A 15,007-nucleotide genomic window follows, 5' to 3' on the forward strand; every position below is an offset into this window, starting at 1 on the left:
TTCTCCTTATGTCCGGTATTTGGCATCATGGAGAATGAACGATGTTGACGGCGAAGCAGCATGAACTGCTCCACTTCATCCAGGAACGGCTCGACACGAGTGGCATTTCGCCGTCGTTCGAGGAGATGAAGGAAGCGCTTGGTCTCAAGTCGAAATCCGGAATCCACAGACTTATCAGTGCATTGGAAGAACGCGGCTTCCTCCGCCGCCTCCCCAACCGCGCCCGCGCGCTCGAAGTGCTCAAGGTGCCGGAGGCCGCCAGGACGGCGAATACGCCTGTGCACAATGATCGCGACAATATCGTCCCGCTGCGCAAGCCGGCCCCCGCCCTGCGTCCGCTCGCCGCGAACGACATCATCGAAGTGCCGCTGCACGGCAAAATCGCCGCGGGCGTTCCGATCGAGGCGTTCGAGGATCACAACAATCTTGCGGTCCCCGCCGCGCTGCTCGGCGCGGGCGAGCATTATGCGCTCGAAGTCTCGGGGGACTCGATGGTCGAGGCCGGCATCTTCGATGGCGACTATGCGCTGATCCAGAAAGCCAGCACCGCGCGCGAGGGCGATATCGTCGTCGCGCTGGTCGATGGTCAGGACGCAACGCTCAAATATTTCCGCCGCGAAGGCCAGATGATCCGGCTCGACCCAGCGAACAGCGCCTATGAGCCCCAGCGCTACGCCGCCGATCGTGTCATCGTGCAGGGTCGGTTGTCGGGACTGCTTCGTCGTTACCACTGACCTGCGGCGGGCGGCGCCACGGATGTTCGTCGCCCGCGCGTAGCGTAGTGACGATGCGCGGGCCGTCACCAGTATAGATGGCAAGCCCGCCACTTTCGGCGAGGCTGTCGCGATCGACCGTCAACCAGCGCGCGACGCATTCGCGCGGCAACCAGCGGTCGCTGATCACGACATCGGCGGCGGCGCACGCCGCCGCCATATCGGCCCCCTCGATCCGGTCTCGGCCGCGCGAGACAAGGAAATGGCGCTGGTCGTCTCCTTCGCCCTGCCGCCAGCGGCAGAAGTCCGCGTTGCACTCGACGTGATTTAGGTCGGCCAGCGCAACGAGCGGAGCGTCGTGACCCGCAGCCTCCGCCATCGTATCGCGAACATAGTCGCCCGCACGGTCGCGAAGCAGCGCATAACCGCCCCCCGGCGCCGCGACTGCAATATGACGCCCGTCACTCGTCACCAGCACATCCGGCCGTGGCTGCACGAGCAAAGCCGCGATCCCCATCGCGAGCGGCGCGAAGCCCGCGCGGCGCCAGCGCGTCTGCCACAGCAACAGCCAAAGCCCGCCAAAAATCGCCAGGCCGAAGCCCCAGGCGGGAAAGCTCGGCAGCATCGCGACCGCCCCCGGAGCGGCGGCTACGCCGTGCGCAAGCGCGAGCAACAGATCCAGCGCCTGCCCTGTGACCCACCAGAAAGGCGCACCGAGCCCTACGCTGTCGAGCAGCAAGGCCAGCGCCTCGGCCGGCATGATGACGAAAGTGGTCAGCGGGATCGCGACAACATTGGCGAGCGCGCCGTAAAGTCCCGCTTTGTGGAAATGAAACAGCGCGATCGGCGCCAGCGCGACCTCAACCACCAGACCGGTGATCAGCAATCCGACAATGCCACGCCCCAGTCGAATGGCCCAAACTTCGGTGCGACGCGCAAGAAATGCCCGCATCGAACGGCTTTCGTGGAGCGCGATGATCGCGGTGACCGCCGCGAAGCTCAGCTGGAAACTCGGCCCCGCGAGCGACTCGGGGCGCCAGATCAGCACGATCAGCGCCCCTGCAGCGACGAGCCGCAAGGTCAGCGCCTCGCGCCCGAGCAGGAAGGCGAAAAGGACGAGCAGCGCGGCGATGAACGAGCGCAGCGTGGGCACCTCCGCACCCGCGAGCAATGTATAAGCCCCGCCCGCAATTGCCCCGGCAGCGGCGGCAAGCGGCAACACATAGCCCGCGAGCGCCAGCCGCCGATTCAGCGCCAGCAGCCGCATCGTCAACAACATCGCAAAGCCCACCGCGGCGGTCACATGCAGCCCGCTGATTGACAGAAGATGCGCAAGCCCGCTGCGCCGCATCGCCTCTTCATCGACCTCGGCGATCGCGCCGCGATCTCCGGTGACGAGCGCGGCGGCGATGCCGCCCGCCGATCCGTCGAGCTGGCCGTGGATATGCGCGCTGAGCCGCGCACGCAGCGGCGGCGCGCGTGCCCTTTGTCCCTCGACACGCGCAATCTCGCCAAGAATCGTCCCGACGGCGCCGATGCGATCGAACCACGCGCGCTGCGCAAAATCATAGCCGCCGGGCAAACTCGCGGCGGGTGGCGGCATCAGGCGCGCGCGAACGCCGATATCCTCACCGGGCATGATATCGCCCGCTCGCTCGCTATCCGCGGTAAGCCGCATGCGCGGCGGCAGGTCCGGCCGATCATGCGGCTGGACAATGAAACGCACCTGCCCACGCGCGGGCAAAGGCTCGACGCGCTCGACCGCCGCAGTAAATTCGGTTGTGATCGGCCGCGCGAGCACCGGCGCCGCAACCCACAGCGACCGCGCCCAGATCAACAATACTCCCGCTACCATCACGCCGCAGCCGATCGCAACCGCTCGCCCCATCCGGCTGTGCCAGCCGATCAGCAGGCCGCCGAGTGCGCCCGCAGCGAGCAACAACAGAAGCCCGATCCAATGCGCCTCAGCCGGAAGAATGAACCAGGCGGCAACCCCGGCACCGAGCGCAACGGGCAGCCAAAGCCCGATCCGCTCGCGTTCCGCCTCCAGCAGCGCTTCTATTGCGTCGGCCAGCCTGCGCCATCCCGCAACCCAGCGCGTACCAATGGGCGTTTGAAGCTGCCTTGTCGCCATGCTAGGGGCTCCCCCGACCCCCGTCCCCGCACCTGTATCCGGGGGCGACAGAGTGAGTGAAAGAGAACCTGGTGGCAACCGAAAATCAAGCAATTGCAGTCGAAGCGAACGGCGCCGATGTGGTGACGCGCTTTGCGCCCTCGCCGACCGGCTTCCTGCATATCGGCGGCGCCCGCACCGCGCTGTTCAACTGGCTGTTCGCGCGCCATCACGGCGGAAAATTCCTGCTCCGCATCGAGGACACCGATCGCGCGCGATCGACCGACGCGGCAATCGACGCAATTCTCGACGGGATGCGTTGGCTCGACCTCGACTGGGACGGCGAAACGGTGTTCCAGTTTGCACGCGCCGACCGCCATGCCGCCGTCGCCGATGAATTGCTGGCGAAGGGCGAAGCCTATCGCTGTTACCTGACGCAGGACGAACTCGCAGCGATGCGCGCCGAAGCACAGGAAAAACGCCTGCCTTTCCGCGTCCGCAGCCCGTGGCGCGACCGCAATGACGGTGACCCCGCCATCCCTCACGTCCTCCGCCTGCGCGCGCCGCAGGAAGGCGCGGTGACGATCAGCGACCGCGTTCAGGGCGATGTCACCGTCCAGAATGCCGAACTCGACGATTTCGTGCTGCTGCGCAGCGACCGCACCCCGACCTATATGCTCAGCGTCGTCGTTGACGATAACGACATGGGTGTGACGCATGTGATCCGCGGCGACGACCATCTGAACAACGCCTTCCGTCAGGTTGCGCTGCTGCGTTCGATGAACTGGCGCGAGCCCGTCTATGCGCATGTCCCGCTGATCCACGGCGCCGATGGCGCGAAGCTGTCGAAGCGCCATGGCGCGCTGGGCGTCGACGCCTATCGCGACGAAATGGGTTATTTGCCCGAAGCGGTGAACAATTATCTCCTCCGCCTCGGCTGGGGCCACGGCGACGACGAAATCATCAGCCGCGCGCAGGCGGTCGAATGGTTTGACCTTGGTCATGTCGGCCGCTCGCCGTCGCGCTTCGATTTCAAGAAGCTCGAAAATCTGAACGGCCATTATCTCCGCGAAGCCGATGACGCGCGCCTCGCCGCGCTGGTCGCTCCGATGACGGGCAAGCTGGTCGGCCGCGATCTGACCGCCGACGAGCAGACGTTGCTCACGAAAGCGATGGCGGCGCTGAAGCCGCGCGCCAAGACGCTCCACGAAATCGCCGATGGCGCGACCTTCCTGTTCGTGCCTGAACCGCTGACGTTCGACGAAAAGGCCGCGGCGGTGCTCAAAGACACCCCGGCTGGCATGCTGGCGTCGATCGCCGACCGCTTGCGCGCGCTGCCCGACTGGTCACAGGAATCGGTCGAGGCCGCCATTCGCGAAGAAAGCGAAGCCGCGGGTGTCGGACTCGGGAAACTGGCCCAGCCGCTGCGCGCCGCGCTGACCGGGCGGACAATATCGCCGGGAATTTTTGACGTACTCCTGCTGCTTGGCCGCGATACCAGCCTGGCGCGACTTGACGCAGCGCACAATTTTCCGGCAGGGGCGTAGCCGATCACCGTCTCAGCCCAATGAATAGGGGAAAGCCATGACCGACCAGACCGCGAAAATCACCCTGGGCGACAAGAATATCGAAAGCCCCGTGCTGTCCGGCACGGTCGGTCCGGATGTCGTGGATATCCGCAAATTCTACGCCCAGACCGGTGCCTTCACCTATGACCCGGGCTTCACGTCGACCGCGAGCTGCGAATCGCAGCTCACCTATATCGACGGCGACGAAGGCGTATTGCTTCACCGCGGCTATGCGATCGGCGACCTAGCCGAAAATTCCAGCTTCATGGAAACCTGCTACCTGCTGCTGAACGGCGAACTGCCGAACGCCGGTGAACTGACTTCGTTTGAAAACACAATCACGCGCCACACGATGCTGCACGAACAGCTCGCGACCTTCTATCGCGGCTTCCGCCGCGACGCGCACCCGATGGCGGTGATGTGCGGCGTCGTCGGCGCACTCAGCGCCTTCTACCCCGACTCGACCGAAATCCACGACCCGCGCCAGCGCATGATCGCCAGCCACCGGCTGATCGCGAAAATGCCGACGATCGCGGCGATGGCGTATAAATATTCGGTCGGCCAGCCCTTCGTCTATCCCGACAATTCGCTGAGCTACACCGGCAATTTCCTGCGCATGACCTTCGGCGTTCCCGCCGAGGAATATGTGGTCAATCCGGTCGTCGAGCGCGCGCTCGACCGTATTTTCATCCTCCACGCCGACCATGAGCAGAATGCGTCGACCTCGACCGTCCGCCTCGCGGGTTCGTCGGGCGCAAATCCCTTCGCATGCATAGCGGCGGGCATCGCCTGCCTGTGGGGCCCTGCGCATGGCGGCGCCAACGAAGCCGCGCTCAACATGCTGCGCGAAATCGGCACACCTGACCGCATCCCCGAATATATCGCCCGCGCGAAGGACAAGAATGATCCGTTCCGCCTGATGGGCTTTGGCCACCGCGTGTACAAAAACTACGATCCGCGCGCGACGGTGATGCAGAAGACCGTGCGCGAAGTCTTCGACGCACTGAAGGTCAGCGATCCCGTCTTCGAAGTCGCGCTGCAGCTCGAGGAAATGGCGCTCAACGATCCCTATTTCGTCGAGAAGAAGCTGTTCCCGAACGTCGATTTCTATTCAGGTGTCATCCTGTCGGCGATCGGTTTCCCGACGACGATGTTCACCGCGCTCTTCGCCCTCGCCCGCACCGTCGGCTGGGTCGCGCAGTGGAACGAAATGATTTCGGACCCCGCACAGAAGATCGGCCGTCCGCGCCAGCTCTACACCGGTCCGACGCATCGCCCGTACGTGCCGGTCGACAAGCGCTAAGCTTTCGATTTCAGACAGATTTCAAACGGCGGCGCAGGCAACTGCGCCGCCGTTTCGATTCAGACGTCGCGCGCCGGCAGGCTCAAGGTGAAGCGCGCGCCCTGTCCCGGCGCGCTGTTGACAGTCAGGTCACCATCCATCGCCCGCGCGAGGCGACGAGCGATATAGAGGCCAAGTCCCGATCCGCCGCTGTCCGTGCGGCCCAGCCGCTCGAATTTCTCGAACACGACCGCCTGTTGCCCGGAGTCGATCCCCTGACCCTGGTCGGCGACCGTCACCATCGCCCGGTTCCCCTCGCGATCGACACGTATCCAGATCAGCGAATTTTCTGGAGAATAGCGGATAGCATTCCCGAGCAGGTTGAGCAGAACCTGAAGTACGCGGCGGAATTCGCCGGTCGCGGGCATCTGGTCGTCGGTGCTCGGAGCATCGATGCGAATGCCCTTTTCCTCTGCCTTCATACCGAGCAGACCGACCGCTCGGCGCGCGAGGTCGCCAAGGTCGATTTCATCCTGCGCCGCCTTGAACCCCGGGCGTTCGATATTCTGGAGGTCAGCCAGGTCGTCGACCAGGCCGAGCAAATGGCGCCCGGCATGCGCGATATCACCCGCATAGCGCGCATAGTCGGCGCGGATCGGACCGTCGAACTGGCCGGAAATCGTCTCGGCCGTCGCGATGATGCGGCTGAGCGGCCCGCGCAGCGCGCCGTCGATCCTTCGTCCGAAAATCGGATCGGAAAGCGGCAGCGATCCGAAGGCCGGGTCGAGCGCCGCCTGCACTTGGGGCGGATGATCCGCCGCCGGCTCATCGGCGGGCGCGGCAATGCCACGAAAGCCGGTAAAGCGCCCCGTCGCATCGAATACAGCTTCGCCCGACAACGTCATCGACACCCGCGCGGTCTGTCCATCGGCGCGCACGCGTTGACTTTCGAACCGCATCTGCCGCGCCAGAGCACGCAGCACCGGAAAGCGGCCGTCCTCGTCGGGCTGCAGTTCGAACAATTCGGACAGCGAATGCCCTTCCCAGTCTTCAGGAATCGGTGGCGCGTCGGCTCCGGCACGTAATGCGACCATGCGCAATTGCTGATCGCATTCCCACGTCCAGCTTTGCGGCGTCATACTAGCCGCTACCATCGCCGGCATGAGCGGCTGAGCGACCGGACGCGTGCGCCAGTCGCTGATTTCGACGCTTGCGCCATCGGAATCGGGAATGATGCGGACGAGCGCATGAACGTCACTATGATCATCGGCCGCATAGAGCGGGCGATTGATGTCGGTTTGCAACCGCTGCGCCAGCGCGGCAAGCCGCGCCAGATGCGGCAGCGCCAGCGGCTTTCCGAGATCTGCGCCCGCGCGTTGTTGCAGGCGCAGCAAGGGTGCGTCGGCACCGATAAGCAAGCCCGCCCGGTCGATACGACCGTGGATGATGTGCTCGCTTCTCATTTTCCGTCACCTTGGCCCGCAACGGCCCGCGCCGACAGCATCGCAAGCGACGCCTCGAGCGGCGCCAGTGCGACCCGGTCGAGCCGCAACGGCCCGAGCAGCGACGGCAATGTAACGGCGCCCGCCGTCAGCAAGGCGAGCGCCATATCGCCATAGCTGCGGTGCCATGCGACGGCAGCCAGCGCGATCACCACTGGCCAGTCATGCCGGGTGATTGCGGTTGCAGCCGTGTCGGACAGCGCGCCGCGCGCCGCCAGCATATCATGATAGGCCTTGGCAGCGGCGTCGATGCCGCGCTCGTCCGCCTGCCGGTCCATTGCTGCCCGCACCGCATCGCCTAGCGCGGCGGCACGGCGATGGTCCTGACTGATCTGGCCGAGGCGCCACGCCGCAATGTCGTGAAGCAGCCCACGAAATATCAGGGGGTCGAGGTCGGCAACGCCCAGCGCCGGATGACCGAGCGCGTCGAAGCGGCGGCGGTCGGCAATTTGCAGCGCCAGATGGGCGCGATCGGTTGCTGACAAAGTTTCGCCGCAGGCCGGCTCTTCGTCGCTCACCCCGGCGGATTCGCGGGGAAGCATCTCGGGCGGGCCGCTCTGCTGCGCAGATTGTTCGCGCCAGCGATGTTCCTCGGCGCGCGCAAAGCAAGCTGCGGCAAAGCGTTCGGGACCAGGTAAGCCGCCGACCAGCCAATCGCGCCAGAGCACCTCCGCATCGATCGCCGAATCGAGCCGCGCCGCTACATCGGCGACGAGCCGGCGTGTGATGCCCAGCGAAAGCGCGCGCTGTTCTTCGGTCAGGCGCCCGGCTGCGGGCGCCGCCAGATAATCGGCAAGCTCGCGCAGGCGCGCCGAGAGCGTCGGCGACGGCAGGTCGATGCCGGGCAAGGAGGAGAATTCAGCCATGCGCATCCGCCAATAACAGCATGACGTTAATAGGCGCTAAACCTTGAAGTGCTTTGTTTTACCGTGGTTCCGGCCGCCGCGCGAGGCGCAGCCACAGCAGGATTTGCAACAGCGCGAGCAATGGCAGGATCGCAAACATCAAAGGCGCAAAGCCGAACAACAGCGCGGGCGCGAGCAATATCCATGCCTGATCGGCGTCGGGAAGCAGCCAGTGGAAGCGCCTCTTCTCTCCCGAATCCTCATAAAGCCAGCGCGCGAGCAGGATCGCCGCGGCCAGACAGGGCGCGAGCGCGGCCTCGGAAAAGGGCGGCATCTTGTGCGCAGGCCCAGCGAGCGACAACAGCCAGGGGAAAATAGCAAGCAGCACCCAGGCAAAGGTGCGGATCACCTCGCGTGCACGGTCCTGCGCTGCACTTTCGGCACGAAATGCAGAGAGGAAACGCATCGCGGTAAGACAGAGACCGCCGAAGATCGCGACCAGTGCCCCGGCAGCGGCAAGCCCGCTCGCCGCGAGCAGCGCGACGATGATCCACAAGAGCGCCGTAATATAAGGTAGATAGCGTGCGGTGTTCGGCGACTTTACGAGCAGCGGCCCGGCCAGCCGGATCAACGGCATCATGATCGCCGAGCGACCAAGCCCCATCCCGCCATATTCGACCTGCTGCAGGCTCGATTGCTCGATCAACGCCGCAGTCGGGCGGTCGGTGACGATCGCAATCTCGCCCTGTTCGAACAAGGCCGGCTCGCAATATAGCCGCCGCGCGCCCGCCTGCACCGCGAGGCGCAGCAGCGTCAACATCATGTCCCATTCGCCCGGCATCGCGGCGAGGTCGGCGACCATCTTGTCCGAAATGCAGGCGAGCCCGCCCCAGCGCCGCGTCGCATCGATCCGCTCGAACCCCTGCGTCAGCATCGTGTCGCCAGTGACGAGGATCGCGGGTGACCCGGGCCGTGCGATTGCCGCATAATGCGTACCGCTGGCGCGCAGCCCGTCGGCGACCAGAATGATCCGGTCGTCGTTTTCGACCATGTTCATAAGGTCAGCCGCGGCCCGAACCGACGTCACCCGCATGCCGCGCCGACGGATACGGTCGCACGTCGCCAGCAGCTCGGCCGGAACCGCACCGACAGCGACCGCAATATGGGTCACGCCAACGTCCGCCAATCGCGCCGCCTGACGCTCGATCAGCGTCTCCCCTGCCACGGTGACGAGCGCGCGCAAGCTGCCATCGGGCAGCGTTTCGCTGGCGCCGATCAGCGCGATCAGGGCCATCGACGGGCGCCGGACGAAAAAACGGTCATCACCGCCGACCTTTAGGGGCGAAGAGGCGATTGGCAAGCCGCGAAATTGCGACAGGGCGGCCCAAAAGCGCCACGATTTGCGGGCCCCGAAGCGCCCGGTTTCCAGCACGTTTCGGACAGGAAAAATCTGGCAGAAAATCGCGCGAATCGCTGGCCTTCGCTGCCCCCATCGGCTAGGAAAAAAACATCTCCCGAAAGAAGAAAAAAAGGCCGGGTCTTGACCGAAGAAAATGTGAATTTGCCGCCGTCGGAAGACGGCATTTCGTCGATCAACATCGTCGACGAAATGAAGACATCTTACCTCGATTACGCAATGAGCGTGATCGTCAGCCGTGCGCTGCCCGACGTGCGCGACGGCTTGAAGCCCGTCCACCGCCGCATCCTCTATTCGGCGCAGGAAGGCGGCTTCGTTCCCGGTCGGCCGTACAAGAAATCGGCGAAGATCGTCGGTGACGTCATGGGTAACTATCACCCGCACGGCGACAGCTCGATTTACGACGCGCTCGCGCGCATGACGCAAGACTGGTCGATGCGCGCGCCGTTGATCGACGGCCAGGGCAATTTCGGTTCGATGGATCCCGATCCGCCGGCCTCGATGCGTTACACGGAAGCGCGCCTCGCCAAGGTTGCGATGACCCTGCTCGGCGATCTCGACAAGGACACCGTCGACTTCCAGCCCAACTATGACGCCAGCCGCCAGGAGCCGCAGGTTTTGCCGGCGCGTTACCCGAACCTGCTCGTCAACGGCGCCGGCGGCATCGCGGTCGGCATGGCGACCAATATTCCACCGCACAATCTGGGCGAAGTGATCAACGCGACGCTCGCGACGATCGACAATCCCGAAATCACCCTCGACGAGCTGATGGCGATCGTCCCTGGCCCCGATTTCCCGACCGGCGCAATGATGCTGGGTCAGGGCGGCGCCCGCAACGCCTATGCCACCGGGCGCGGTTCGGTGATGGTGCGCGCGACGCATGTCATCGAAGAAGGGCGCAACGACCGTCAGTCGATCGTGCTGACGTCGATTCCCTTTCAGGTCGGCAAGTCGGGTCTGGTCGAGAAGATCGCCGAAGCCGCGCGCGACAAGCGGATCGAAGGCGTCGCGGACATCCGCGACGAAAGCAACCGCGAGGGTGTCCGCGTCGTCGTCGAACTGAAGCGCGACGCGACCGCGGAGGTCGTGCTCAACCAATTGTGGCGTCACACCCCGGCGCAGTCGTCCTTCCCCGCCAATATGCTGGCGATCCGCGGCGGACGCCCCGAAATGATGGGGCTGAAGACGATCCTCGAGGCGTTCATCACCTTCCGCGAGGAAGTGATTACCCGCCGCTGCAAGTTCGAACTCGCCAAGGCGCGCGACCGGGCGCACATCTTGCTCGGCCTCGTCGTCGCGGTGTCGAACCTCGACGAAGTCGTCCGCATCATCCGTGGCTCGTCGAGCCCGGCGGCGGCGCGTGACGCACTGCTCACCCGCGAATGGCCGGTCGGCGACATCGCCCCCTATATCCGCCTCGTCGAAGCGATCGAGGGCGAGATGGAGGACAGCGCCACCTATCGCCTGTCCGAAGCGCAGGTGAAGGCGATCCTCGATCTGCGCCTGCATCGTCTCACCGCCTTGGGCCGTGACGATATTGGCAAAGAACTCAAAGAGCTGGCGGACGAAATTGAGGAGCTGTTGAGCATCCTCGCCGACCGCAACAAGCTGGTCGCCGTGATGCGCGAAGAGCTGATCGCGGTGCGCGACGAATTCGCCACGCCGCGCCGTACTCTCCTCGCTCCCGCCGCCGACGGCATCGACGACGAGGATCTGATCGAGCGCGAGGAGATGGTCGTCACCGTCACCCTCGACGGCTATATCAAGCGCACCCCGCTCGACACTTTCCGCGCCCAGCGTCGCGGCGGCAAAGGCCGCGCCGGCATGGCGACGAAGGACGAGGATGTCGTCACCGAATTGTTCGTCACGTCGACGCACACCCCGGTGCTCTTCTTCTCGACCCTCGGCAAAGTCTATCGGATGAAGGTATGGCGCCTGCCCGAGGGCGGCCCCGCGACGCGCGGACGCCCGATGGTCAACCTGCTGCCGCTCGGCAAGGATGAGACGATCTCGACCGTCCTTCCCCTGCCCGAGGATGAGGCCGAATGGGGCAAGCTCCACGTCATGTTCGCCACCGCCAAGGGCAATGTGCGTCGTAACAGCATGGATTCGTTCACCAACGTCCCGACGAACGGCAAGATCGCCATGAAGTTCGAGGGCGAGGATGAGGATGATCGGCTGATCGGCGTCGCCTTGCTCGACGAAAGCGACGATGTGCTGCTCGCGACGCGTCAGGGCAAGGCAATCCGCTTCGCCGGCGACGATGTCCGCGAATTCCAGAGCCGCAATTCGACCGGCGTGCGCGGCATGCGGCTGAGCGATGGCGACGAGGTGATCTCGCTGTCGATCCTCCACCGCGTCGGCACAACCGGCGACGAGCGCGAAGCCTATCTGCGCGCCGCACCGTGGAAGGATAATGAGAATGAGCCGACGCTCGATGGCGAACGCATGGCCGAACTCGCCGCGCGCGAGCAGTTCATCCTGACCATCTGTTCCAACGGCTATGGCAAGCTATCGTCGGCCTATGAATATCGCCGCACCGGTCGCGGTGGCCAGGGGATCACCAATATCGACAATATCGGCCGCAACGGGCCGGTTGTGGCGAGCTTCCCCGCCACCAAGACGCATCAACTGATGCTGGTGACCGATCAGGCGAAACTGATCCGCATGGGGCTCGATTCGATGCGCGTCATCGGTCGCGGCTCGGCGGGCGTGCGCCTGTTCGACGTCTCCAAGGACGAACATGTCGTGTCGGCCGCGCTGATCGAGGAAAGCGATGAGGAAGAGGCGGAAACCGTCGAAACAGAAGTTGCGGACACTGAAACCGCAACGGACGGAACCGCCGAATGACCGCCTCGACGGCCTATAAGGTGCTGACCGCCCAGCAATGGGCCGATTTCGAGCGCGAGCGCGTCTTTCGCGGGGCGCCGGTGGATATCACCGATGGTTATATCCACCTGTCGACCGGTGAACAGCTCGACGCGACGCTGGCCAAGCATTTTGCGGGCCAGACCGGCCTGATGATCGCCGAGGTGGATCTGATCCTCCTCGGCGACGCGATCCGCTGGGAAGAGGCGCGCGGCGGAGCCCTCTTCCCGCACCTCTACGCCGAACTGCCAATCCACGCGGTGATCGGGTTGCAGAAGCGCGATTGACGGCCGAGGCGGAGGGCCTGCCGCTTCTATTTTCGTCACCCCGGACTTGATCCGGGGTCCAAACGACGAAAGCAGTCACCACAACGCGGAAAGAGGAAAATGATATGAGAGCCTTGTGCGTGGCCCCCCCCCTCCTCCTGTTTGCAGGCCCTGCGGCACCGCTGGCTGCCGAGGGCTATGCCCATTTCCCGACATATGAAGCCGACGGCTGGGCCATCACCGACAAGGGCGATGAGCGCTGCCATGCCGATTTCAGCCTCAATGGCGATACAGTGCTGGGCTTTATGGGCCCCTATTATTACCGCCCCGGCGAGCCCGCTTCGGGCAGCATCATTCACCTGACTGATGAGACCCGCTACACATTGCCCAAAGGCGACAAGCAAGGCGAATTCCCGGCCGAACTCATCGCGGACGCGGCGCGCTTCGCGGTCACGGGTTTCGCGACCGATCTTGGCGGCTCGCTCGTTGTCGATTCGGGAAATCTCCCGACCGTCGTCGACTTGCTCGCGGCGCTGCCCGACAGCGTCACCCTGACCGCGACGGTCAAGGGCAAGCAAGTTTACGCCATAGCGCTCACCGGCAATCACGGGGCCACCCGGGCGCTTAGGGACTGTACGGCGTTCATCACCGCACAAAAGCGACCGGGAACGAAAGACGGCCCCAAACTGGGGCCACCAAAAATGCCGATGCCCGAACCGCTTCCCGAGCGTACCCCCCTCCCCGAACCTCTGGTCGACACGCCGCCGATGGCGCTGCCTGAAGCGGGTCCGCCCAAAGCCTTGCTGCCGCCCGGATAAGCTGCGTCCGGCAACGCGAGGCAAGCGGTTAAAACATTCTGATGAATCGGCGGGACGGCTTTGCTATTGAGGCAGAATGTCTGACGCGCCAGCCGACCCCGCCCTGATTTCCGGCTGGCTTTCCGCACGGTCCATTGGCCGCGGCCTCCCCTTGCCCGTCGCCGACCGCGGCGGCTTCAGGGTGGACACCGATTTGCCCAACGAGACATGTCGCTGGGTCTTTTCCCGGCGCTGCGCCGGGTTGGATGAAATCGGGCGCAAGGTGGTGCTGCCACGGCATTTCATCAAATTATGCGGGACGGCTGCCGCCTTGAAGGCCGCACTACCAGCGACCTGGCATCTCGAACCCCAAAGCTATTTTATGACGGCGACCGCCGGCCCGGTGGCAGCAAGGCCGCTCCCCGAAGGCTATGCGCTGCAATGCGATCGCGACGGATTGACGACGATAGCCCGCATCATCGCGCCCGACGGAGGCCTCGCTGCCAGCGGATATGCCACCGAAGCGATGGACGTCTTCATTTACGACCGGATCGTGACCGCACCCGAACATCAGCGGAAAGGGTTGGGGAACGTCATCATGAACACGCTAAAAGCGCACCGCCGATCGCAGAACGCCCCCGAACTTCTCGTCGCGACCGAGGAGGGCCGGGGCCTTTACGCGACGATGGGGTGGAGCATTATTTCGCTATTCTCGACGGCATTCATACCCGGCTGAATGCTCCGCTTGCGGCTGGTTGACCTCGCCGTCCAAACCGCGCAGCATCGCGCCATGACGATCCACATCACCCCCAGCGGTCAGGCGTGCGGCGCGCGCGTGACCGGCGTCGACCTGACCCAGCCGCTCGATCCCGCCACTGTCGCCGCGATCCGCGCCGCCTGGCTCGACCATCATGTCCTCGCCTTTCCCGATCAGGCGATGAGCGACGACGATCTCGAACGCTTCACCGGCTATTTCGGCGGCTTCGGCGACGATCCGTTCATCGCGCCGATCGCGGGACGAAGCCATGTGATTGCAGTGAAACGCCGCGCCGACGAGACATCGCCGCTGTTCGCCGAAAACTGGCACAGCGACTGGAGTTTTCAGGCACGCCCACCCGCCGGCACCTGCCTGTTCGGCATCACCATCCCACCCGTCGGCGGCAACACCGATTTTGCGAACCAGCACGCCGCGCTCGATGCCATGCCGCCCGAATTGCGCGAGAAAATCGAGGGCCGAAACGCGATCCACAGCGCGCGCGGCGGCTATGCGCCAACGGGCATGTATGGCGCGAACGACAAAGACCGCAGCATGGACATTAAATCGGGCGAAACCGCGATGGCCACGCAAACCCACCCCTTCATCCGCAAGCACCCCGAAACCGGGCGCGAAGGGCTGTTCGGTTGCGCCGGCTATATCATCGGCATCGAGGGCATGGCCGACGAAGAAGCGCGGCCTTTGCTCTATGAGCTGATCCAATGGCAGGGGCGCGAGAAATTTCGCTACAGCCACGTATGGGAGCCAAATATGCTCATCATGTGGGACAATCGCTCGGTCCTCCACCGCGCGACCGGCGGCTATGACGGCCACGATCGCCTGCTCCACCGCACGACGATCGCCGCGTGGGACGGCTGAACT

12 protein-coding genes are annotated in these 15,007 nt (G+C 64.6%); 8 read left to right on the forward strand and 4 right to left on the reverse strand.

Going from position 1 to position 15,007, the window contains the following annotated elements; all coding sequences use genetic code 11:
• Nucleotides 1-41: 41 nt before the first annotated feature.
• Nucleotides 42-734, forward strand: coding sequence for a transcriptional repressor LexA (gene lexA, locus AC1RRJ_RS08400; protein WP_493121384.1), 693 nt, complete (start codon nt 42-44; stop codon nt 732-734).
• On the opposite strand, the gene AC1RRJ_RS08405 is transcribed toward lexA, so the two are convergent.
• Nucleotides 688-2,847 carry a ComEC/Rec2 family competence protein gene (locus tag AC1RRJ_RS08405; protein WP_493121386.1) on the reverse strand — a complete coding sequence of 720 codons (2,160 nt, stop codon included), beginning with the start codon at nt 2,845-2,847 and terminating at the stop codon, nt 688-690. The two genes, lexA and AC1RRJ_RS08405, sit on opposite strands and share 47 nt — an antisense overlap.
• Nucleotides 2,848-2,918: 71 nt before the next feature.
• On the opposite strand from AC1RRJ_RS08405, the gene gltX reads away from it, so the two are divergent.
• Both gltX and AC1RRJ_RS08415 read left to right on the forward strand, forming a co-directional pair.
• A complete protein-coding gene (gltX, locus tag AC1RRJ_RS08410) occupies nt 2,919-4,373 on the forward strand; it encodes a glutamate--tRNA ligase (protein ID WP_493121388.1) in 1,455 nt (484 codons plus the stop codon).
• A 37-nt stretch (nt 4,374-4,410) separates the two neighbouring features.
• On the forward strand, nt 4,411-5,697 hold the full coding sequence (locus tag AC1RRJ_RS08415; protein WP_493121390.1) for a citrate synthase: 1,287 nt from the start codon (nt 4,411-4,413) through the stop codon (nt 5,695-5,697).
• A 59-nt stretch (nt 5,698-5,756) separates the two neighbouring features.
• Here the strand turns inward: AC1RRJ_RS08415 and AC1RRJ_RS08420 are convergent, their stop codons facing one another.
• Genes AC1RRJ_RS08420 through AC1RRJ_RS08430 form a run of 3 tightly spaced genes read right to left on the reverse strand, consistent with a single transcriptional unit; the run spans nt 5,757 to nt 9,317 of the window.
• Nucleotides 5,757-7,139, reverse strand: coding sequence for a PAS domain-containing sensor histidine kinase (locus tag AC1RRJ_RS08420; protein WP_493121392.1), 1,383 nt, complete (start codon nt 7,137-7,139; stop codon nt 5,757-5,759).
• Nucleotides 7,136-8,044, reverse strand: a complete 909-nt coding sequence (locus AC1RRJ_RS08425) for a hypothetical protein (RefSeq protein ID WP_493121394.1) — start codon at nt 8,042-8,044, stop codon at nt 7,136-7,138. Before AC1RRJ_RS08425 ends, AC1RRJ_RS08420 begins: the two co-directional genes overlap by 4 nt.
• A gap of 58 nt (nt 8,045-8,102) precedes the next feature.
• A complete protein-coding gene (locus AC1RRJ_RS08430; protein WP_493121397.1) occupies nt 8,103-9,317 on the reverse strand; it encodes a hypothetical protein in 1,215 nt (404 codons plus the stop codon).
• 315 nt (nt 9,318-9,632) lie between these two features.
• Here AC1RRJ_RS08430 and gyrA point away from each other — a divergent pair, with 315 nt between their 5' ends.
• The 5 genes from gyrA (at nt 9,633) to AC1RRJ_RS08455 (ending at nt 15,004) form a co-directional block, all read left to right on the forward strand.
• Nucleotides 9,633-12,290, forward strand: coding sequence for a DNA gyrase subunit A (gyrA, locus tag AC1RRJ_RS08435; protein WP_493121815.1), 2,658 nt, complete (start codon nt 9,633-9,635; stop codon nt 12,288-12,290).
• A complete protein-coding gene (locus AC1RRJ_RS08440; protein ID WP_493121399.1) occupies nt 12,287-12,595 on the forward strand; it encodes a DUF952 domain-containing protein in 309 nt (102 codons plus the stop codon). The genes gyrA and AC1RRJ_RS08440 overlap by 4 nt, the downstream gene beginning before the upstream one ends.
• A gap of 119 nt (nt 12,596-12,714) precedes the next feature.
• On the forward strand, nt 12,715-13,392 hold the full coding sequence (locus tag AC1RRJ_RS08445; protein ID WP_493121401.1) for a hypothetical protein: 678 nt from the start codon (nt 12,715-12,717) through the stop codon (nt 13,390-13,392).
• A 76-nt stretch (nt 13,393-13,468) separates the two neighbouring features.
• Nucleotides 13,469-14,107 (forward strand): GNAT family N-acetyltransferase, encoded by a 639-nt coding sequence (locus tag AC1RRJ_RS08450; protein WP_493121404.1) that lies wholly within the window; start codon nt 13,469-13,471, stop codon nt 14,105-14,107.
• The gene (locus AC1RRJ_RS08455; protein WP_493121407.1) at nt 14,108-15,004 is read left to right on the forward strand and encodes a TauD/TfdA dioxygenase family protein; all 897 of its coding nucleotides are present in this window, start codon (nt 14,108-14,110) and stop codon (nt 15,002-15,004) included.
• The last annotated feature ends 3 nt before the right edge of the window (nt 15,005-15,007 follow it).

The organism is Sphingopyxis sp. GW821-FHT12C06, from assembly GCF_058807415.1.

Bases quoted from the DNA above. Each gene is read 5' to 3' on its own strand.
- AC1RRJ_RS08420 (WP_493121392.1), bottom strand. From the start codon at position 7,139: ATGAGAAGCGAGCACATCATCCACGGTCGTATCGACCGGGCGGGCTTG.
- AC1RRJ_RS08425 (WP_493121394.1), bottom strand. From the start codon at position 8,044: ATGGCTGAATTCTCCTCCTTGCCCGGCATCGACCTGCCGTCGCCGACG.
- AC1RRJ_RS08415 (WP_493121390.1), top strand. From the start codon at position 4,411: ATGACCGACCAGACCGCGAAAATCACCCTGGGCGACAAGAATATCGAA.
- AC1RRJ_RS08430 (WP_493121397.1), bottom strand. From the start codon at position 9,317: ATGGCCCTGATCGCGCTGATCGGCGCCAGCGAAACGCTGCCCGATGGC.
- lexA (WP_493121384.1), top strand. From the start codon at position 42: ATGTTGACGGCGAAGCAGCATGAACTGCTCCACTTCATCCAGGAACGG.
- gyrA (WP_493121815.1), top strand. From the start codon at position 9,633: ATGAAGACATCTTACCTCGATTACGCAATGAGCGTGATCGTCAGCCGT.
- AC1RRJ_RS08455 (WP_493121407.1), top strand. From the start codon at position 14,108: ATGCTCCGCTTGCGGCTGGTTGACCTCGCCGTCCAAACCGCGCAGCAT.
- AC1RRJ_RS08405 (WP_493121386.1), bottom strand. From the start codon at position 2,847: ATGGCGACAAGGCAGCTTCAAACGCCCATTGGTACGCGCTGGGTTGCG.
- AC1RRJ_RS08450 (WP_493121404.1), top strand. From the start codon at position 13,469: ATGTCTGACGCGCCAGCCGACCCCGCCCTGATTTCCGGCTGGCTTTCC.
- AC1RRJ_RS08440 (WP_493121399.1), top strand. From the start codon at position 12,287: ATGACCGCCTCGACGGCCTATAAGGTGCTGACCGCCCAGCAATGGGCC.